Source organism: Dictyobacter alpinus, assembly GCF_003967575.1.
GTDB classification, from domain to species: Bacteria; Chloroflexota; Ktedonobacteria; order Ktedonobacterales; family Ktedonobacteraceae; genus Dictyobacter; species Dictyobacter alpinus.
The window spans coordinates 1,406,147-1,424,468 of sequence record NZ_BIFT01000002.1 but is presented as its reverse complement, the minus strand read 5'-3'; the positions used below and the strand labels follow the sequence as shown (position 1 = coordinate 1,424,468).

Below are 18,322 nucleotides of genomic sequence, written 5' to 3'. Positions count from 1 at the left end.
TTTGCTAGCGTCATAGAGATTTTGCCACGAGCTGAAAGTGAGGTTGCTATGCGTATTGGGCTCTCTGTCTATGGTACTACCTTTAGTATGGGGATTCATCCCGCCTCTGAACGTCCCACATTTAGTCCTCAGCAATTGATGGAGCAAGCGCTAGAGTTTGGCCTTGAAGGCGTGGAATTGCCGTTTGTGTTATTGGATGGCGTTGATATTGGTGCGCTCAAGCAGTATGCGCAGGAGCGACAGCTTTTTATTACGCTGGATACGTATGGTTTTGATGCTGCACATCTGATTACTGTGCTTGAACTTGCCGACCAACTGGGCGCCAGTAGCGTACGTACCTTGCTTGGTGGCGCGAAATTGGGTGGTGATCGGCGTGAGATGGCCGGACACTGGCAGGCCTATCTGCAACAGGCGTTGAGCGGTTTGCAGCAAGCAGTTGTGGTCGCTGACAAATTAGGGATAGATCTGGCGGTCGAGAATCATCAAGATATTGCTTCAGAAGAGTTGCTTTGGCTCTGTAAGACAATTGCATCACCCCACTTTGGTATCATCTTTGACACAGGCAATCCACTGGCAACAGCTGAAGAGCCGTTGGAGTTTACCCGGCAGATTGCTCCTTATGTCAAGCATGTCCATCTCAAAGATTACTGGATCTATCCAGATCAGGAAGGCTATCGGCTGGTGCGTTGTCCTCTGGGACAGGGTGTGATCGATTTTCCTGCCATTATGGCGCTATTGAATGAAACCAGGCCCGATCTGACAATGGCGATCGAACTGGGTGCGTTAGAAGCCCGCCATGTACGTGTGCTGGCCGATGATTATTGGCCCGAATATCCACCGCGTTCAGCCTCCCAATTTGTGCGTCTCTGGCGTTTTGTGCAGGAACATGCCCATTCTCCTGGTGAGTGGAGGACCCCTTTTGAGCTAGGAGCTACCACGGATGTCATTGCTCACTATGAAATGCGCCAGTTGATTGCCAGCCTTGCCTATCTACAGCTCCTCTTTGCCAGGACAACCTGGTTGCCATCTCTATTGCATGATCCCGCTACCGCGCAGAAAATTGCTCAATCGGAAATACGCTAAGCCAGACCTGACTTCTAATGTGTGTCTCGATATTAGAAAAGAGAATTATGTTATGGCTACTGAAGAACTCGCAGGTAAAGTTGCTCTGATTACTGGATCAAGTCGTGGGCTGGGCCGCCATTATGCTTTGTATCTAGCTCAGGCGGGAGCAGATGTGATTATCCACGACATCAATGCCGGGGCGGCCTCGCAGTTTGGTGAAGCTCCTTCCGGTCAGGCTGTCGTGGAAGAAATTCAGTCCCTGGGTCGTCGAGCAGCGTTTTTTACGGCCGACCTGACAGATGCCGCTCAGGTAGAACGCTTTGTGCAGCAAGGGCTGGAAACCTTTGGGCAGATCGATATCCTGGTCAACAATGCTGGTGGTGATATCGGTGCCAGCACCCCACGTCCTGATCCTAATGATGCGCTGGATATTTCCGCTGAAGATATTCGCTCGGTGGTAGAGCGCAACCTCCTGACGACCATGTTTACCTGTAAATATGTGGGCGCACATATGCGTACACGTGGGACCGGAAAAATCGTCAATGTTGGCTCGGCGGCTGGCCATGTGGCCGTCAATACTGGTATTATTTATGCGGCCGCCAAAGCTGCGGTCTCCCAATATACCCGTAGCCTGGCTGAAGAATTGCGTCCTCATGCGATCAACGTCAATTGCCTATCACCTGCTCCCACCTATACCGGACGCTTCCTGGCGACGCGCGACGTGCACGACGAAACAGGTCTCTCCAAACTCCAACGCATTGCGCAGCCTGAAGATATGGCCAAAATTGTGTTGTTTTTGGCCAGTTCACAATCCGATATCCTCACTGGTGATACCATCGTTTGCTGGTATCGTTAGCTAAGCACATACTGAACCCAACCAATGCCCTGCACTTTTTGCCAAAACTGTAAGTGAGTGCCACAGGTGCAAGTAGGAAAGAGCAAGCTAGAAGAAGTTTTTCCAATCGATTACTGATAGACTTGTATATACTTACTCTTAAAAGGCTTCATGTTATCTTGAGGTAAGATCACCCATTGGCGACGGGTGTTTGAGTAGAAAGGACCAATTATGGGACAACCAGTTGTGCACTTTGAGGTGATTGGCAAGGATCCGGAGAAGCTTCGTAGCTATTATGGTGAGCTCTTCGGCTGGACGTTTGACACGAACTCGCCGGTATCGGAGGCTGTCTCGGAGGCGGGGAATTACGGTTTTGTGAGCCAAAGCACAACCAGTGACGGGGTTGGCATCCCGGGTGGCGTCGGTGGAGGCCAGGACTATGAGGGCTATTCGCTCTTCTATGTCGGCGTTCCCAACGTCGAGGCTGCGCTTCAGAAGGCTGAGAGCCTCGGCGGGACGCGTCAGATGGGCCCCAGCAGTAACCCGAAAGCAGGCCTGGTGATTGGCCACTTCACCGATCCTGAAGGACATCTGATCGGCGTGGCCGGGCCGGAGTAGGCAAGCGGTACGAAACTCTATATCCTTTATTAAAATGTTTAAACGTCAGAAAACGAAAAACCGTTGTCTGACGTTTAAACATTTTAATAAAGGAGGTGATCCTGCCTGCTATGTTAGACTTGGCTATCGGGCATTTTTGACATCAATGGCTTTATTCAATGCCGCCAATAGGGTATCGACGTCGTAGGCTTGATCGTGGCGCTGGCCGTTGATGAAGAAGGTTGGCGTACCGTTAACACCACTGCGGCTACCGGAGCTGACCTCCTCTTGGATGCGTGCTGTATAGGTATGATTCTCCAGGGCTTGACGAATCTTCTCGCGATCCAGCCCAAGTTGATCTGCATACTGCAACAACTGCTCATCCTCCAGATTATGCTGCTGCTCATATAAGAGATCATGCATTTCCCAGAATTTACCCTGGTCACCGGCTGCCTCGGCAACTTCTGCCGCGTGTTGGGCATGAGGATGCTGGTGGGTCAAAGGAAAGTTGCGATAGACAAAACGTACTTTGTCTCCCAGCCGTTTCTGTACTTCTTTGACCACTGGATAGGCATCTCCACAATCTGGACATTCGTAATCGCCATATTCTACCAGCGTGACCGGGGCCGTCGCAGGTCCCTGGGTATAATCATGCTCGTTGGCTGGCACGATCAACTGGCCTTCAGCTGCCTGTTGTCCTGACACCTCTGCTAGCGCCGCTAGAATGCCATCGGCGCCTGGATTGATGGCGGGATGTGAGACATAGCTCCAACGGATTGTGCCCTGCTCATCAATGACAAATAGTGCTCGTTCGGTGATGCCGTCGTTCTGGCGATAGGCTCCATACTGTCTGGCAATCTGGCCTTTAGGCTCAAAATCTGCTAGCAACGGAAATTGCAGGTGCTTCTGTTCGGAAAAAGCTTTGTGGGACCAGAGACTGTCAACCGAAATACCCAGGATCTGTGCATTGAAGTTCTGGAACTCTGGGAGTATCTCATTATATAAAGCCACTTGATCGCCACAGACAGGACTCCAGTCGGCTGGATAAAAGACCAGTACCACCGGTTGGCCACGGAAGTCGCTTAGCGATACCTTTTTGTCAGGTCCGGCTGGTAGGGTGAAATCCGGCGCAGGTGTTCCAGCTGGTAATACGCTGGTTGGTTTCTCGCTAGTATTCATAAGATGACTCTCTCTCTTTTGTTGTGATAGGTTGCATTATCTTAGCAATGCTTTTTCTGCCGGGTATTTATCCTGCTATGGCAGAATATTATCTTTAACTGACACGAATGAGTCAGGGTAAGTTATACAGATGCACCCGGCATATCGCCTTGGTTGCGTTGACAGGCCGCTTCAGGCAATGTTGAGATATGCTCATCAGCAAGCAAGACGCCCCTTACCATGAAACCAGGTAAGAGGGCGTCTTGCTTGCAATTTTTAGGGAGGTGGATAGTATGCTGTTATGCCTGCAGATAGGGTGTCACAAGCTCGCGTTCTCTGCTCAGGCCATGCCATTCATCAGGATTAGGACCGTCGTAAATTAATGTGTAAGGTCCTGAGAAGCCTGCGGCACGGGTGATATCGAGACAGCGGATGTAATCGTCTTTGTCGAGCTCATCGTTGGCTGAGAAGTGTGCTTTGGTATGGCAGGACTCAGCATAGGGCGCGATTGAGGTCAGGGCTTCATATTTGGTGGGGCCAGACCAGTTGCCAAAGTCGAAGCAGAGTCCGACGTGGTCTTCCAATTGTTCAAAGACTGTACGGACCGCGACCGGCTGTGAGAGCAGGCCGAACCAGTTTTCCGTCATTAGCCGTACACCCTGTTCTTCTGCATGGTTGGCTAATTGGCGCAGTCGCTGGATGCTGGTTTGTAGATTAGCCGCTGTTGGTGTTGTTTTACCCGCAATGGCACGCGCTCTTTTGGCTCCTAATTGTCCTGCGATCTCTATCCAGGAGCTCACCCAGGCCTGATCGCGCTCGCCGTTGGTGGGATGGGTAATATCGCCTTCATCAATCAAGAGCGAGAACAGTTCAATCTGCTCTTGCTGCAGGGTTGCGCGTAATTCCTTAAGGTAGCCTGTATCCAGACTGGGGAGATGAAAATGACAGATCTCCAGTGTCGAAATACCAAAGGCCGCCAGGCGTGCTGGCAGTTCCAGCAGAGTGAGCTGTCCATGTTTATCTGTATCGGTTAACGAGGAGGGATTTTCTGTGTCAGGACCATAGACGGCGTAGTCCCCCAGCGTGCGATGTAAGCTCCAGGTAGAAACCGAAAGGCGACGTGTACTGTTGGGTTGGTCTGTTCTAGGCATCGTGCCAGTTCTCCTTGACTCATGAAATAGACAGAGATATGTATCTATGTTGTGGGCTTTACAAACAGTAAGAGAGAGAATTACCTCTCTATTACCGCGTTCTCTCTCCTATTGTAGCCCATTTGCAATTTTTTAGCCTGGGAAAATGATCACTGGCAGGCAAAACTATTGTTTACGGCTCATCGACGGGCAGTTCCCGATCGTCGGGTGAATCAGATATCGGTGCGCTGGTCTCTTCCCGTAGGATTTCGGGCACTTCGTAGTCCGCATGAGTTCTGGCAATGTCTTCCAACGTTTTCTGATGCTGGGTGAGCCAGTGTAAGAAATCTAAAGCCTCATGGGGAGCCAGTGTCACACGCACGCCCTCTCCTGTGATGGCGAGCATGCCCTCTTCATGTAATTCCACCATATGCTTTCCTAAGTCGCGTGTACTCATAGCCGTTCCTTTCTCGCTACTCTCGCTACAGAAGGGAATGAATCTATCTCCCTCCCTGTTACTACTATATACCACATTCCTTTATACACGGACGCATAGGCTCGTTCGCTGCAATTTCAAAATGTAAATACTGTCCTTCTGGATATTTCTTTACCGTTTTAGCAGTCGACGTTTGGAATTGCTAAATGTGGGAATAAGAGCACTTTGCTGGGTGTTATGATAGGTGATTGGCAATCATGCCATGAGGTTGCTAACAAAGGAATAAGAGCTTCGAGCTTCGTGTTATTATAAGTGATTAGCAATCTCACAAGGAGAATGCTAACAGTGGGAATAAAAAGATTCGCCGCATCGTTATTATAGATGAATTAGCAATTAGCTAATGAGACTGCTAGATCCTGACAGGTTTATGACTGGAGTCAGGGACGCAATTGAGAAATCTTCACGCGAGGGAGTCGGCAAGAAGTTGATTCTCTTTCTATAAAATATACTAAAAAGAATCAGGAGCATACGTAAATTATGAAATGTGAACGCTGTCAAAAAAATCCTGCCAGGGTCCGTGTTGATCAGATGGTAGAAGGACGCCGTGAATCTCATTTTTTCTGTCAGTCCTGTGTTGAAGAACTGATGAGCATGATGAATCAGGCAGAAGGTTTTGATGGCCCCGAGACTTCGGGTGCTCCCTTTGGTTTTACTACCAATAACAACAATACTTCTTCTGCTGCGGCTGCTCGTGCCAATGGAGTGAATACTGCGACCGCTGAGCGCCCAGAGACGCAGAGCAAAACACCAACTTTGGATAAATATGGCCGTGACCTGACCGGTGAGGCTGCTGAAGGCAAATTAGATCCAGCCGCCGGACGTGAGCGTGAGCTGCGCCGGATGATCACTATTCTGGGTCGTCGTCAGAAAAATAATCCCGTCCTGATTGGTGAGCCAGGTGTGGGTAAAACCGCCATCGTGGAAGGTCTGGCCCGCAAAATCAATAGTGGTGATGTGCCCGCTAACCTGCGTGGCAAACGTGTCATCTCACTGAATATGGGTAATATGGTCGCTGGTGCATCATTCCGAGGCCAGTTTGAGCAGCGCATCAAAGCCATTCTCGAAGAGTTGCGCAATGCTCCTGAGATCATTGTCTTTATCGACGAGCTGCATACGGTTGTGGGAGCGGGTGCCGCCGAAGGCTCGGTGGGTGCCGCAGATATGATCAAGCCAGCCCTGGCCCGTGGCGAACTGCGCTGTATCGGTGCTACGACGCTGGATGAGTATCGCAAACATATTGAAAAAGATGCCGCTCTGGAGCGCCGTTTCCAGCCGGTACAGGTAGATGAGCCTTCGGTTGAAGAGGCCATCCAGATGCTGCAACTATTGCGTCCAAATTATGAGGCGCACCATGGCGTGAGCATTACCGATGACGCCATCGAAGCCGCTGTCAAGCTCTCCGATCGCTATATCAGCGACCGCTTCCTGCCTGACAAAGCCATTGACGTAATGGACGAAGCGGGTTCCGCGAGGGTGCTGGAAGCCAATGAAAAAGGTCTGGTCAGCCCTTCGGCTCTAGAAAAAGAGTTGGCTGAACTGCAGCAGCAGAAAGAGGCTGCCGCTGAAGCTGAGGACTACGAAAAGGCTGCTAGTCTGCGTCAGCAGGAACTGTTGACTTTGGAGAAACTGGAAAAAGCCCGCTCTGCATCAGAGACGACGCTATCCTTACTGGTAACGCCAGAGCAGATCGCGCAAGTCGTTGAGATGTGGACCGGTGTGCCGGTGACACAGATGCTGGACAGTGAGCGGAAGAATCTGCTGACCCTGGAAAGTGATCTGGGCAAGCGGGTGATTGGACAGGACGAGGCCATCAAAGCGGTTGCTAAATCGATCCGTCGCTCACGTGCCGGCTTGAAAGATCCCAAACGGCCCATTGGTTCCTTCCTATTCCTGGGACCAACCGGTGTTGGTAAAACCGAACTGGCCAAAGCCCTCTCAGCCGAGCTCTTTGGTGGTGAGGACCATATGATCCGGCTAGATATGTCGGAGTACATGGAGCCCCATACCGTTTCACGGTTGTTCGGGAGCCCTCCGGGATATGTCGGTCATGATGATGGTGGCCAGCTCACTGAGCAGGTACGCCGCCGTCCATACAGCGTGATTCTGTTGGACGAGATCGAGAAGGCTCATCCTGAGGTCTTTAACTCACTGTTGCAGATCATGGATGATGGACGTCTGACTGATGGTCAGGGTCGCACGGTCGACTTCAAGAATACTGTGGTGATCATGACCAGCAATGCTGGTAGTGCTGATCTCAAACGTGCGGTCAACATAGGCTTTAATACCCGCAAGGGCGAAGAGGCTAAAACTGAGCAGCACGAGGTGATGCGCTCCAAGGCAATGCTAGGCCTGAAGCAGGCGTTCCGACCTGAGTTCATCAACCGTATCGACCAGATCGTGGTCTTCCATACGCTGGACCGTGAGAATCTGTATCAGATCGTGGACTTGATGCTGGATCAGGTGCGTCAGCGCTTACAAGAGCAGCAGATTGAGCTGGTTGTCAATGACGAAGTACGCGACTTCTTGTTGGAAGTAGGCTTCGACGAAGAGTATGGAGCACGCCCACTGCGCCGTGCCATCCAGAGCTACGTCGACGATGCCCTGGCCGATGCTATTCTTGATGGCACTATCGCCAGTGGTAAACAAGCTGTTCTGACCATGATCGATGGCAAGATTGCCGTCCAATTAGCCGAAACAGTTCTGGCCTAACGTACCAGCCGTTTAAAATATCCTTTATCAAATCAGTGTTAAAGCGAACAAGATTGCGAACAAGCAACCTTGTTCGCTTTATCCTTTTATTCTTACTCTGTATTTGTGGACTGCCACCAACATCGTCAGGTGAGCACCGTAAACGTGCAGCTTCAGGCCAATGATTCACCTCTCATATTATTAGTAAAAAAAGGGAATAAGCAGCTCAAACTTCCTGTTATCATAACCAACTGGCAATCTTTAAATAAGAGTGCTAAAAGTGGGAATAAACCCTTTTCGCATACCGTTATAATATGTGAACGAGCAATTATCCAGTATGAGTGCCAGGAGACTAATGAATATCCTGATCATGAAAAACTAGCCATTCAATCACTGCTAATTGCATATCTCGTGGAGATCCCATAACGAGATTTCCGCTGCAAATATATAAGTGAGGAGCATTCAATTTCATGAAATGTGAACGCTGTCAGAAAAATCCTGCACAGGTGCGCGTTGAGGCAATGGTAGATGGTAAACGTGAATCCCATTTCCTTTGTCAGTCCTGTGTGGAAGAGTTAATGAACGCGTTAGACCAGACGGGCGGTCTTGGAGATTCTGATTTCGCCGGTGCTCCCTTTGGTTTTGCCGCGAATAATGATAAATCCTTCGCCTCTGCCTCTCGTGCAGGGGGTGTAAATACTGCTACCGCCGAAAAATCAGCGCAGCAGAGTAAGACTCCAACCCTTGACCAGTATGGTCGTGACCTGACTGGTGAGGCTGCTGAAGGCAAATTAGATCCAGCCGCTGGACGTGAACGTGAGCTACGCCGGATGATCACCATTCTGGGCCGTCGTCAGAAAAATAATCCCGTCCTGATTGGTGAGCCGGGCGTGGGTAAAACCGCCATCGTGGAAGGTCTGGCCCGCAAAATTACTAGTGGCGATGTGCCTGCTAACCTGAAGAATAAACGCATTGTCTCGTTAAACATTGGCGGTATGATCGCTGGTGCTATGTTCCGAGGCCAGTTTGAGCAGCGCATCAAAGCGATTCTCGAAGAACTGCGTAATGCTCCTGAGATCATTGTCTTTATCGACGAGCTGCATACGGTTGTGGGAGCGGGTGCCGCCGAAGGCTCGGTGGGTGCCGCAGATATGATCAAGCCAGCCCTGGCCCGTGGCGAACTGCGCTGTATCGGTGCTACGACGCTGGATGAGTATCGCAAACATATTGAAAAAGATGCCGCTCTGGAGCGCCGTTTCCAGCCGGTGAAAGTAGATGAGCCTTCGGTTGAAGAGGCTATTCAGATGCTACACCTGCTGCGTCCAAATTATGAGGCGCACCATGGCGTGAGTATTACCAATGACGCCATCGAAGCCGCTGTCAAGCTCTCCGATCGCTATATCAATGATCGTTTCTTGCCTGACAAAGCCATCGATCTGATGGATGAGGCGGGTTCTGCAATGGTGCTGGAAGCTGATGAAAAAGGTCTGGTTAATCCCACCGCTCTGGAAAAAGAGCTAGCTCAGGTACAGGAGCAGAAAGAAGCTGCCGCTGAAGCTGAAAATTATGAGCAGGCCGCCAGCTTGCGCCAGCAAGAGTTTGTCATCTTGAAGAAATTGGAGCAAGCTCGTAAGAATGGTGATACCACCATTTCGTTACTGGTGACTGCTGAACAAATCGCGCAAGTCGTTGAGACCTGGACTGGTGTGCCAGTGACACAAATGTTGGACAGTGAGCGGACGAATCTGCTGACCCTGGAAAGTGATCTGGGCAAGCGGGTGATTGGACAGGACGAGGCCATTAAAGCGGTTGCTAAATCGATCCGTCGCTCACGTGCCGGCTTGAAAGATCCCAAACGGCCCATTGGTTCCTTCCTATTCCTGGGACCAACCGGTGTCGGTAAAACCGAACTGGCCAAAGCCCTCTCAGCCGAGCTCTTTGGTGGTGAGGACCATATGATCCGGCTAGATATGTCGGAGTACATGGAGCCCCATACCGTTTCACGGTTGTTCGGGAGCCCTCCGGGATATGTCGGTCATGATGATGGTGGCCAGCTCACTGAGCAGGTACGCCGCCGTCCATACAGTGTGATCCTGTTGGATGAGGTAGAGAAGGCTCATCCTGAGGTCTTTAACTCACTGTTGCAGATCATGGATGATGGACGTCTGACTGATGGTCAGGGTCGCACGGTCGACTTCAAGAATACTGTGGTGATCATGACCAGTAATGCTGGTAGTGCTGATCTCAAACGTGCGGTCAACATGGGCTTTAATACCCGCAAGGGTGATAATGCCAAAGATGAGCAGCACGAGGTGATGCGTTCCAAAGCAATGGACGGTTTGAAGCAGGCGTTCCGACCTGAGTTCATCAACCGTATCGACCAGATCGTGGTCTTCCATACGCTGGACCGTGAGAATCTGTATCAGATCGTGGACTTGATGCTGGATCAGGTGCGTCAGCGCTTGCAAGAGCAGCAGATTGCATTGAATGTTGACGATACAGCTCGTGACTTCTTGCTGGAAGTAGGCTTCGACGAAGAGTATGGAGCACGCCCACTGCGCCGTGCCATCCAGAGCTATGTCGACGATGCCCTGGCCGATGCTATTCTTGATGGTACCATCGCCAGTGGTCAGCAGGCCTTGCTGGCGGTTGAAGACGGCAAGATCGTTGTTCGTTCCGAGGAGACCGTAAGCGCGTAAGCGTCACTACAAAATAATTCTTCAATGTATGTTGGGAGCCAGATTGCATCAAAGCAATCTGGCTCTTTTTTTTGTACTTTTAATGCTTTAAATGAGAGGCAGCCTGGCAGGAATAAGCTGGACCTGGCGTTGTTCAGAGCCACGTAGGACTTCTAGTGTGAGGTTTGTGTCAGGGGAGATGGCAAGTATTTGCTCATAGAGACTTTCGATTGAGCGTATTTCATGGCCGTTGGCGGAAATGATCAGATCACCTTCGCGCAGACCTGCGGTAGCCGCTGGACCTGGGATCACGACGCTCTGCACCAGTAGTCCTGCGATATCTGGCAGACCAGCGGCCAGGCGAATCTTGCGGGCATGATGCGCAGATGCCAGTGAGGCACCAATCCAGTGCGAGGGATGGTGTGGATCTTCTGCGGCGATCGGTTCGAAGCTGAGGAGGAGTATGCGTAGGAGTCCGGCCAGTTGTTCACGCTGTTGGGCGTCCAGCGCTGAGAGCAGGCGTTCTTCATTAGCAAGGTGTAGCGGCGCAACCTGATCGAAGAGACGCTCACCCTTTTCCGTTAACTGTACCAGCACACCGCGCTGGTCGTGTGGATCTGCACTACGCTCGACGATGCCATCCCGTTCCAGTCGGTCGATGCGCACGCTGATGGTGCCTCCTGTCAATTGCAAGGCATCCATCAAGGCGCGCTGTGAGCGTTGGTAAGGTTTGCCCGCCCGGCGTAAGGTGGCGATGACTGCGAACGAAGGGCCAGTCAGGCCGAAGCGCTCATAGAGGCTGGAAACCTCGGAACGCAGATAGCTTTGTAAACGGTCAAGACGCGTAATAATCCCCACCGGCGCGACCGGAAGCTCTGGTAGTTCCTGCTTCCATCCCTCAAGAACCCAATCCACATGATCCTTCAGGTGATCGGTCTCTGTCATCTTTTTTGGCCCTTGATAATCCTTCTCATCCGCCCCTGGCGAGGATAGATGTTCTTCTTGTTCTTGCATAATAGCCCTGCACCGTCCTTCAATACTCAGCCGTATTTTACATGGGTATTGTATCATATCTTTATGCTGGAATAAATCTTTGAACTCAAACGTTGTCTTAAAATGAACGGACAAAAATAGTATGTCTTGCCTGTTCGGGATAGTAAAAAGATACGAGGAGATAATATGTCTGAGAAACAACTAACTATTGCTGTGCTTGGTGCGGGCAATATTGGTGGCACTCTGGGTAAGAAATGGGTTGTCGCGGGCCACAAGGTACACTTTGGGGTAAATGATCCCAATGGGAAGAATGCCCAGACCCTGCGCGCCGACGCTGAAATTGGAGGACGGGCTGCAATTGGTACAACAGAGGAAGCGCTTGAGGGCGAGCCAGATGTGGTCCTGATTGCTTTGCCAGGTAGCGTCGTTGAGTCTGTCGCACGTGATTATGCTACGCGCCTGGATGGTCGCATCATTATTGATGCCGCTAACCGTATGGGCGAGGATTCGATGCACAATCTGGAGCATTTCCAGCGTCACGCGCCAAAGGCCCATGTGTATCGAGCTTTTAATTCGCTGGGCTGGGAGAATTTCGCCGCGCCTAACTTTGCTGGCATACAGGCTGATCTCTTTTACTGTGGCCCTCAGGATGCTGCACAAGCGAGCGTTGAGCAGCTCATTGCTGATGTCGGCTTGAATCCTGTTTATCTTGGTGGCAATGAGCAGATGGGTTTACTCGACTCGATTGCATCCCTCTGGTTTACACTGGCCCTGGCGCAGAAAAAGGGCCGTCATCTTGCCTTTAAAGTCCTAACAGATAAATAACATTGAAAATATGGATGTTTTCTATCGTGTTGGTGAAAGCCTCATCAAGGAAAGAGTATGAATCATGGCAAACACACTGAAGAATAGTGGTTCACATCATGCTGTTGTCGATGTTACACGTACACAGCCATTACGTATCCTGCAAGTAGTTGCGAATCCTACCACCTCTACTACAACAGGTTGGCCGGTTGGCTTCTGGGCAGCCGAACTTTCGCACCCTTATTATGAATTTACCGAGACAGGATACGAAGTTACCATTGCCAGTCCTGATGGTGGTAAGGTTGCTGTAGATGAACTCAGTGATCCCCGTGATCCAAGTAAGTGGTCGGCCGATGATCTGATCAGTATGGGATTCCTCAATACTCCCGAACTGGTAGCGCTGCTGGAGGACACCCCCAAACTGTCTACCCTTGACTATAGCTCTTTTGATGCGCTTGTTATCAGCGGCGGACAGTCTCCAATGTTCACCTTCCGGGATAATCAGGATCTACACGCAGCTATTCGTGCCTTTTATGAGGTTGAAAAGCCTGTTGCCGCCTTCTGTCATGGCGTAGCCGCCCTGGTAGATGCAACCCTTTCTGATGGTTCCTATCTGGTGACTGGCAAGACTATCACCGGCTTTGCTAATGTTGAAGAAGACTATTCAGACAAGGCGGCCGGTACCAAAATTATGCCCTGGCGCCTGGAAGACGCTCTCAAAGAGCGGGGCGCAAACTATATCCAGGCCGGCCTCTTCAAGCAATTCGCTATTCGTGACGGACGATTGATTACAGGCCAGCAACAATACTCTGGCCGCAAAGTTGCACAGTTGCTGATTGCTGCCCTCGGTCAATAGTCGCCCCAACCATAGTTATAGAGTATAGAGGCCGCCTGGCATTTGCCAGACGGTCTCTATACTCTATAACTATGGTTACTGGCCAGATTATGTCGTTCTCGGTGAATCCCTTCACAAAATTGTATTCATGCGGTATACTCAAAGCACACGTTACATACATAAACACTATTTCAATGCACATTATTTGCTCAATAGAATAAAGCCTGTTTGCTGCTAGGGGAGTCTACGGACTGAGAGGTGGACGCATTTAAGCGTACCGACCCTTGAACCTGATCTGGATAATACCAGCGTAGGGAAGTAGCATATCATCAGTTTGTCTGTCGGTTGGGATTCCATCCCATCTATGCCTTTTTTGGCCGATGGCACACCCATGATTGCCGCTACTCTACGTTTTGGGGGTAGCGTTTTTTTGTGTGCTTTGAGCCGATATGTAGAAGAGGTGGTGTCATTTCTATGCTGAGGAATTATGATGCATGACCCACAAAAAGATGGATTAAAGTTGGCCATCAAGGGTGTGACTAAAACCTATCAGGATGGACGTCGGCAGGTGGAGGCCCTGGCCCCGATTGATCTGACGGTAGGGCAGGGAGAGTTTGTCTCGCTGATTGGTCCAAGTGGTTGTGGTAAGAGCACCCTGTTTAATATCGTGGCGGGTGTAGATACTCCTACGACCGGTGCTCTGGCGATTGAGGGAGATTGGGAGGGCGAACGGGCCGGCAAAGTGGGGTATATGCCACAGCAGCCACTACTCTTGCCCTGGCGTAGCGTGGCAGAGAATGTCATGCTTGGACTTGATGTACGCCGTGTGCCGCGTAAAGAGGCTCAGCAGCGAGCCTATGAGCTATTGAAGCGCTTTGGCCTGCAGGACTTTGCGGAGAGTTATCCTGTGACCCTTTCCGGTGGTATGCGTCAGCGTATCGCTTTGTTGCGCACGATTTTATTCAATGCTTCCTTTCTGTTGTTGGATGAGCCGTTTGGAGCGCTGGACGCCTTAACTCGCATCACTTTACAAATGTGGTTACTAGAATTACTACAGAGCTTTCAGTCAAGCGTGCTATTTATCACCCATGATGTCAGGGAAGCGATCTTATTATCGGATCGTATCTATGTACTGAGTGCGCGCCCCGCCTCAGTATTGAGGATTGTGGATATTGATTTACCACGGCCGCGTCGACAGCAGATGTTGGCCGAAACGCGTGCGGTGGAACTGGAGCAGGAACTCATCTCGCTCCTGGTGAAGGAGCAGCCATTATGAGTCTTAAACGTCTGGCTGGTTATGGTCCTGCTGTGGTGCTGGCCATAAGCATCTTTCTGCTCTGGGAACTGGTCGTGCGGGTCAATCTGGTCAATATTCATCTCTTGCCGACCCCAACCTCGATTGTGCAGGCGCTCATCGCTAACTGGGATGTCATCTCGATCCACACGCTCCAAACCAGTCTGGAGACAGTACTGGGACTGGCCATCGCCACCGTCCTTGGTCTGGTGCTGGCTGTATTACTGGATCTCTCTCCATGGATACGCAGGTCCGTTTATCCGCTCCTGATTACCTCCCAGACGATTCCAATGGTGGCGCTGGCACCGCTCCTGGTAATCTGGTTTGGCCTGGATTTGACGCCCAAGATTATTGTGGTGACCCTGTATTGTTTCTTTCCGATAGCCGTAGCCTGCGCGGATGGACTGGCCAGTACTGATCCTGATTTGATGAAATTGTTGCAGAGTATGCGTGCCTCGCGCTGGCAAATCCTATGGCTGGTACGGCTGCCGGGTGCCTTACCAGCATTTTTCTCAGGACTACGTATTGCAGCCACGTATAGTGTTACGGGCGCCATCGTCGGTGAATATGTGGCGGCTGAACAAGGCCTGGGACTGTACATGAAGACAGCGGCAAGCTCAAATGCAATCGTGCTGGTCTTTGCTGCTATTGTCGTGACCGCCCTGTTAAGTTTACTGCTCTTTGGCTTGGTCTCGCTGCTTGAATATATAGCTCTGCCCTGGCATCAACGCTTTGGGCAAACACGCTAAGCCAAACCACTACATAGAAAGGTACTTATTTATATGAAATCACGCACTCGCTTATTTTTAAGCCTTGGTATTCCCGTGCTCCTGATCGTTATTATTGGTTGTCTCTACCTGGTCCAGCAGCGGGCCAGTAATCCTCCTCAACAGTCCAATACGACCAAACAGCCATTAACACCAGTCAAGCTGGCATTGGATTGGACTCCCAATACCAATCATACCGGTGTCTATGTGGCCATGGCGAAGAAGTGGTATGAGGAAGAAGGCCTTTCTCTTCAGATCCAACCATATTCTTCGAATGTGACCCCCGATGTGCTGATCAATAATGGCAAGGTTGATGTCGGTATTAGTTCAACAGAATCGATTGTCTCGGATGCAGCGGTTGGACAACCAGCAGTATCGATCGCGGCGATTGTGCAGCATAATACCTCCTCGCTGGCCGTGCTGGCCAGTTCTCCTATCAAACGGCCTCGGGACCTGGATGGTAAGACCTATGGTGCCTTTGGCGCTCCTTATGAGTCGGCTGTGATTGGCCAGATGATTAAGCAGGATGGTGGTAAGGGCAATATCAAGAGTGTGACGCTGGACATCGATCCTTTGCAAGCTCTGGAGAGCCATCGCGTTGATTTTGTGTGGATTTTTGATGGGGCTGAAGGTATTCAGGCCAAGCATCAGGGTGTACAGCTCACAACCTTTCCCATCATTAAATATGGCATCGCTGACTACTATACGCCAAACTTTATTGCCAGTCCCAACGAGATTAAAAATAAGCCGGAACTGCTGCGCAAATTTATGAAGGCGACGGCCCGTGGCTATGAATATGCTCGTACCCATGCTGAGGATGCGGCGAACATCTTGATGCAGCAGGTTCCCAAAGGCACCTTTCCTGATCAAGCTTATGTGACCGATAGTCAGCAGTATCTGAGCCCACGCTATGCCGATAGCGGTCGTCATTGGGGACAGCAAGATGCCTCTGCCTGGCAGGGCTACCCACAGTTTATTCTGCATGCTGATGGTGTGAAAGATGCGAATGGCAAGCCGGTTACCAGTTTGAATCTGAATTCCCTCTATACGAATCAATTCCTGCCATAGCTATGGGTGTACGTACACGTCTGGGGCTGCATATTACAACTCTCGTGGTTGTAATATGCAGCCTTTTTTTGTAGCAAAGTTTGTTGTCACCATTCAATCGGATCTGAACGTGCCATGGTTATGGCGAATGGATGTTTGCAGATATAGTATAGTTTGGAGAGAGATAGTAGCATGAATAATCCTCAAAAGAAGCAGCCAGTCGTATTACTATTGCCAACTAGTATTACTCAAACAATCGAACCCATTTATCCAATCTGGCCAACGTCGCAGCCTGGTCCCATGCGTAAGCTACCGCCACCGGGGATGCGCCCGGTTAATCCCTGGCGTAGCGATCAAATGGTGGAGATTGCATACAATCAGGAAACTGGCGAACCAGATGAAGTGGATATGCGGCGCTATTATCCTTCATGGGCGTTCCAGGGGCGTACCCATTATGATCAACGCGAGGCATATTCATAACTGATGCGCAAAGGTGCATTCTGTTAGAAAGGATTGATATGTGGGATATCAGTGATATTTTGCTGGCCAGGACCACCCCTTTTACTTTCAATGTTCTGCATTCGCTGCTTGAAGCGTGCGGTCTAGAGGATGAGCTTGAGGATTATGCGGATACTTTTACCCTGTTTGCACCGCCAGACGAAGCTTTCTCCATGCTCGATAAGAAGTCCCCGTTTGATCTGTTCAAAGACATCGATAAGCTGCGTCGTTTGCTAGATTTTCATATTGTGCCGCTTAAGGTAGAGTACGCCGATCTACAGATCTTCTTTCATCAAGCAAACGAAGAAGCGCCAGTAATGGAGCAAGCAACTGCTAACAAAGAGCAGCGCCGATTTTTGTCACTAGACACCTTATCCGGCCAGCCTCTACACGTTACGCTGGCAGATGATTTTCTGGTAGAAAATTCGCGTGTCCTCTATGCTGATATCCTGACCGCCAATGGTGCCGTGCATGTTATTGAGCGTATACTCTGGCCTGCAGGACTGAGTCCGGAGTCTTTTCATGGCAATGTTCCTTTTAGCAAAGCTGAACTCACTTGAAAGACTCAGGCGGTTTATCCTTCCAGACAATGATGCACAATTTCAACCAGTTCGTCCAATTCAAAGGGTTTTTTTAAGGTGATCATCTGGCGTTGGCGAACTTCTTTATATGGTAGATTGGCACTCATCAGTATAACTGGTATGTATTTATAATCTTCTAGTGCATGGAGCTGATCATAAAGCTGGATACCATTTATATAGGGGAGTTGATAATCTAATAGAATAGCATCAGGTTTGAGGTGTTTGATTACTTCAAGTGCCTGGCGGGCATCGATGGCCAGTGTTGCGTGATAATCAGTCTCATTATCAATCACTTGAATAATCGTTTCTCCAATACTCTCGTCGTCCTCTACGACAAGCAATGTTTTACCTATAGTATGGCTAATCGTGTTGGATTGTTCGTATGTTTTTATAAGTGGCTGCTCCGGCATTTTTCCCTCCCCTACAACACAGATACAAGGCTTTCTTTGTATACGTAACCTTTGAACAATAAGATGTGTGCTGATCTCTATTTTTGTCTACTTGTCAGACATATCTGTTCCTTCATGCAGATTTTATAGAGCACCATGAATACAAGGTTGTAAGAAAAAATCTGTGTGTGGCGTAGCGATTATCCCTCAAGGAAATTCACGCCATTGTGCTGAAAAAATGTATGAAATTTGCTTTTTTCGGTAGCATTTTTGGGCTACTTGTATCCTTATAGACGCTACCCTGGTTAAATTCTGGGGCAAAAAAATCCGTAGAGGTTCAATTCCAAGTCATGGATAAAATTTTTTCTGGCAGATCTGGTCGATGTTTGTGGCATCAATCAGGTTTTACATTTCATGATGATGTTGCAGGAGCTTCTCGACTCAGCCGAGAAGCTCCTACAACATCA

The 18,322-nt window shown here is 50.0% G+C and carries 17 protein-coding genes and 1 riboswitch; of the genes, 12 read left to right on the top strand and 5 right to left on the bottom strand.

The features are described 5' to 3' along the window. Positions 1–48: 48 nt before the first annotated feature. The 3 genes from EL633_RS28205 to EL633_RS28195 all read left to right on the top strand — a co-directional run bounded on the left by EL633_RS28205 (position 49) and on the right by EL633_RS28195 (position 2,518). Entirely contained in the window at positions 49–1,083 is a 1,035-nt protein-coding gene (locus tag EL633_RS28205) for a sugar phosphate isomerase/epimerase family protein (RefSeq protein ID WP_126630569.1), read from the top strand. Positions 1,084–1,135: 52 nt separating this feature from the next. Then, the gene (locus tag EL633_RS28200; RefSeq protein ID WP_126630568.1) at positions 1,136–1,921 is read left to right on the top strand and encodes an SDR family NAD(P)-dependent oxidoreductase; all 786 of its coding nucleotides are present in this window, start codon (positions 1,136–1,138) and stop codon (positions 1,919–1,921) included. Positions 1,922–2,131: 210 nt separating this feature from the next. Beyond that, positions 2,132–2,518, top strand: coding sequence for a VOC family protein (locus EL633_RS28195; RefSeq protein ID WP_126630567.1), 387 nt, complete (start codon positions 2,132–2,134; stop codon positions 2,516–2,518). A 123-nt stretch (positions 2,519–2,641) separates the two neighbouring features. Here the strand turns inward: EL633_RS28195 and EL633_RS28190 are convergent, their stop codons facing one another. The 3 genes from EL633_RS28190 to EL633_RS28180 form a co-directional block, all read right to left on the bottom strand. Further along, on the bottom strand, positions 2,642–3,676 hold the full coding sequence (locus EL633_RS28190) for a redoxin domain-containing protein (RefSeq protein WP_126630566.1): 1,035 nt from the start codon (positions 3,674–3,676) through the stop codon (positions 2,642–2,644). A 278-nt stretch (positions 3,677–3,954) separates the two neighbouring features. Further along, positions 3,955–4,806, bottom strand: coding sequence for a sugar phosphate isomerase/epimerase family protein (locus EL633_RS28185; RefSeq protein WP_126630565.1), 852 nt, complete (start codon positions 4,804–4,806; stop codon positions 3,955–3,957). Positions 4,807–4,978: 172 nt separating this feature from the next. After that, complete coding sequence (locus tag EL633_RS28180) at positions 4,979–5,242, bottom strand: hypothetical protein (RefSeq protein ID WP_126630564.1); 264 nt, start codon at positions 5,240–5,242, stop codon at positions 4,979–4,981. 516 nt (positions 5,243–5,758) lie between these two features. Here EL633_RS28180 and EL633_RS28175 point away from each other — a divergent pair. Then, the gene (locus EL633_RS28175; protein ID WP_126630563.1) at positions 5,759–7,990 is read left to right on the top strand and encodes an ATP-dependent Clp protease ATP-binding subunit; all 2,232 of its coding nucleotides are present in this window, start codon (positions 5,759–5,761) and stop codon (positions 7,988–7,990) included. A 449-nt stretch (positions 7,991–8,439) separates the two neighbouring features. Then, positions 8,440–10,668 (top strand): ATP-dependent Clp protease ATP-binding subunit, encoded by a 2,229-nt coding sequence (locus EL633_RS28170; protein WP_126630562.1) that lies wholly within the window; start codon positions 8,440–8,442, stop codon positions 10,666–10,668. Positions 10,669–10,755: 87 nt separating this feature from the next. Here EL633_RS28170 and EL633_RS28165 read toward each other — a convergent pair whose 3' ends face one another. Further along, the gene (locus tag EL633_RS28165; RefSeq protein WP_161982497.1) at positions 10,756–11,661 is read right to left on the bottom strand and encodes a PDZ domain-containing protein; all 906 of its coding nucleotides are present in this window, start codon (positions 11,659–11,661) and stop codon (positions 10,756–10,758) included. 165 nt (positions 11,662–11,826) lie between these two features. On the opposite strand from EL633_RS28165, the gene EL633_RS28160 reads away from it, so the two are divergent. The 7 genes from EL633_RS28160 to EL633_RS28130 all read left to right on the top strand — a co-directional run bounded on the left by EL633_RS28160 (position 11,827) and on the right by EL633_RS28130 (position 17,445). After that, positions 11,827–12,465 carry an NADPH-dependent F420 reductase gene (locus tag EL633_RS28160; RefSeq protein WP_126630560.1) on the top strand — a complete coding sequence of 213 codons (639 nt, stop codon included), beginning with the start codon at positions 11,827–11,829 and terminating at the stop codon, positions 12,463–12,465. A gap of 64 nt (positions 12,466–12,529) precedes the next feature. Then, positions 12,530–13,300, top strand: coding sequence for a type 1 glutamine amidotransferase domain-containing protein (locus tag EL633_RS28155; protein ID WP_126630559.1), 771 nt, complete (start codon positions 12,530–12,532; stop codon positions 13,298–13,300). A gap of 205 nt (positions 13,301–13,505) precedes the next feature. Further along, positions 13,506–13,613, top strand: a riboswitch (TPP riboswitch). A 153-nt stretch (positions 13,614–13,766) separates the two neighbouring features. After that, the gene (locus tag EL633_RS28150) at positions 13,767–14,555 is read left to right on the top strand and encodes an ABC transporter ATP-binding protein (RefSeq protein WP_126630558.1); all 789 of its coding nucleotides are present in this window, start codon (positions 13,767–13,769) and stop codon (positions 14,553–14,555) included. Further along, positions 14,552–15,322 (top strand): ABC transporter permease, encoded by a 771-nt coding sequence (locus tag EL633_RS28145; RefSeq protein ID WP_126630557.1) that lies wholly within the window; start codon positions 14,552–14,554, stop codon positions 15,320–15,322. Before EL633_RS28150 ends, EL633_RS28145 begins: the two co-directional genes overlap by 4 nt. A gap of 33 nt (positions 15,323–15,355) precedes the next feature. Then, positions 15,356–16,408, top strand: coding sequence for an ABC transporter substrate-binding protein (locus EL633_RS28140; RefSeq protein WP_126630556.1), 1,053 nt, complete (start codon positions 15,356–15,358; stop codon positions 16,406–16,408). A 171-nt stretch (positions 16,409–16,579) separates the two neighbouring features. Then, the gene (locus tag EL633_RS28135; protein WP_126630555.1) at positions 16,580–16,867 is read left to right on the top strand and encodes a hypothetical protein; all 288 of its coding nucleotides are present in this window, start codon (positions 16,580–16,582) and stop codon (positions 16,865–16,867) included. 38 nt (positions 16,868–16,905) lie between these two features. Beyond that, positions 16,906–17,445 carry a fasciclin domain-containing protein gene (locus EL633_RS28130; RefSeq protein WP_126630554.1) on the top strand — a complete coding sequence of 180 codons (540 nt, stop codon included), beginning with the start codon at positions 16,906–16,908 and terminating at the stop codon, positions 17,443–17,445. A gap of 14 nt (positions 17,446–17,459) precedes the next feature. On the opposite strand, the gene EL633_RS28125 is transcribed toward EL633_RS28130, so the two are convergent. Further along, positions 17,460–17,876: a response regulator gene (locus EL633_RS28125; RefSeq protein ID WP_126630553.1), complete on the bottom strand. Its 417-nt coding sequence runs from the start codon at positions 17,874–17,876 to the stop codon at positions 17,460–17,462. Positions 17,877–18,322: the final 446 nt, after the last annotated feature.

Coding starts and splice junctions, on each gene's coding strand:
- EL633_RS28205 (WP_126630569.1), top strand. CDS start 49: ATGCGTATTGGGCTCTCTGTCTATGGTACTACCTTTAGTATGGGGATT.
- EL633_RS28200 (WP_126630568.1), top strand. CDS start 1,136: ATGGCTACTGAAGAACTCGCAGGTAAAGTTGCTCTGATTACTGGATCA.
- EL633_RS28195 (WP_126630567.1), top strand. CDS start 2,132: ATGGGACAACCAGTTGTGCACTTTGAGGTGATTGGCAAGGATCCGGAG.
- EL633_RS28190 (WP_126630566.1), bottom strand. CDS start 3,676: ATGAATACTAGCGAGAAACCAACCAGCGTATTACCAGCTGGAACACCT.
- EL633_RS28185 (WP_126630565.1), bottom strand. CDS start 4,806: ATGCCTAGAACAGACCAACCCAACAGTACACGTCGCCTTTCGGTTTCT.
- EL633_RS28180 (WP_126630564.1), bottom strand. CDS start 5,242: ATGAGTACACGCGACTTAGGAAAGCATATGGTGGAATTACATGAAGAG.
- EL633_RS28175 (WP_126630563.1), top strand. CDS start 5,759: ATGAAATGTGAACGCTGTCAAAAAAATCCTGCCAGGGTCCGTGTTGAT.
- EL633_RS28170 (WP_126630562.1), top strand. CDS start 8,440: ATGAAATGTGAACGCTGTCAGAAAAATCCTGCACAGGTGCGCGTTGAG.
- EL633_RS28165 (WP_161982497.1), bottom strand. CDS start 11,661: ATGCAAGAACAAGAAGAACATCTATCCTCGCCAGGGGCGGATGAGAAG.
- EL633_RS28160 (WP_126630560.1), top strand. CDS start 11,827: ATGTCTGAGAAACAACTAACTATTGCTGTGCTTGGTGCGGGCAATATT.
- EL633_RS28155 (WP_126630559.1), top strand. CDS start 12,530: ATGGCAAACACACTGAAGAATAGTGGTTCACATCATGCTGTTGTCGAT.
- EL633_RS28150 (WP_126630558.1), top strand. CDS start 13,767: ATGATGCATGACCCACAAAAAGATGGATTAAAGTTGGCCATCAAGGGT.
- EL633_RS28145 (WP_126630557.1), top strand. CDS start 14,552: ATGAGTCTTAAACGTCTGGCTGGTTATGGTCCTGCTGTGGTGCTGGCC.
- EL633_RS28140 (WP_126630556.1), top strand. CDS start 15,356: ATGAAATCACGCACTCGCTTATTTTTAAGCCTTGGTATTCCCGTGCTC.
- EL633_RS28135 (WP_126630555.1), top strand. CDS start 16,580: ATGAATAATCCTCAAAAGAAGCAGCCAGTCGTATTACTATTGCCAACT.
- EL633_RS28130 (WP_126630554.1), top strand. CDS start 16,906: ATGTGGGATATCAGTGATATTTTGCTGGCCAGGACCACCCCTTTTACT.
- EL633_RS28125 (WP_126630553.1), bottom strand. CDS start 17,876: ATGCCGGAGCAGCCACTTATAAAAACATACGAACAATCCAACACGATT.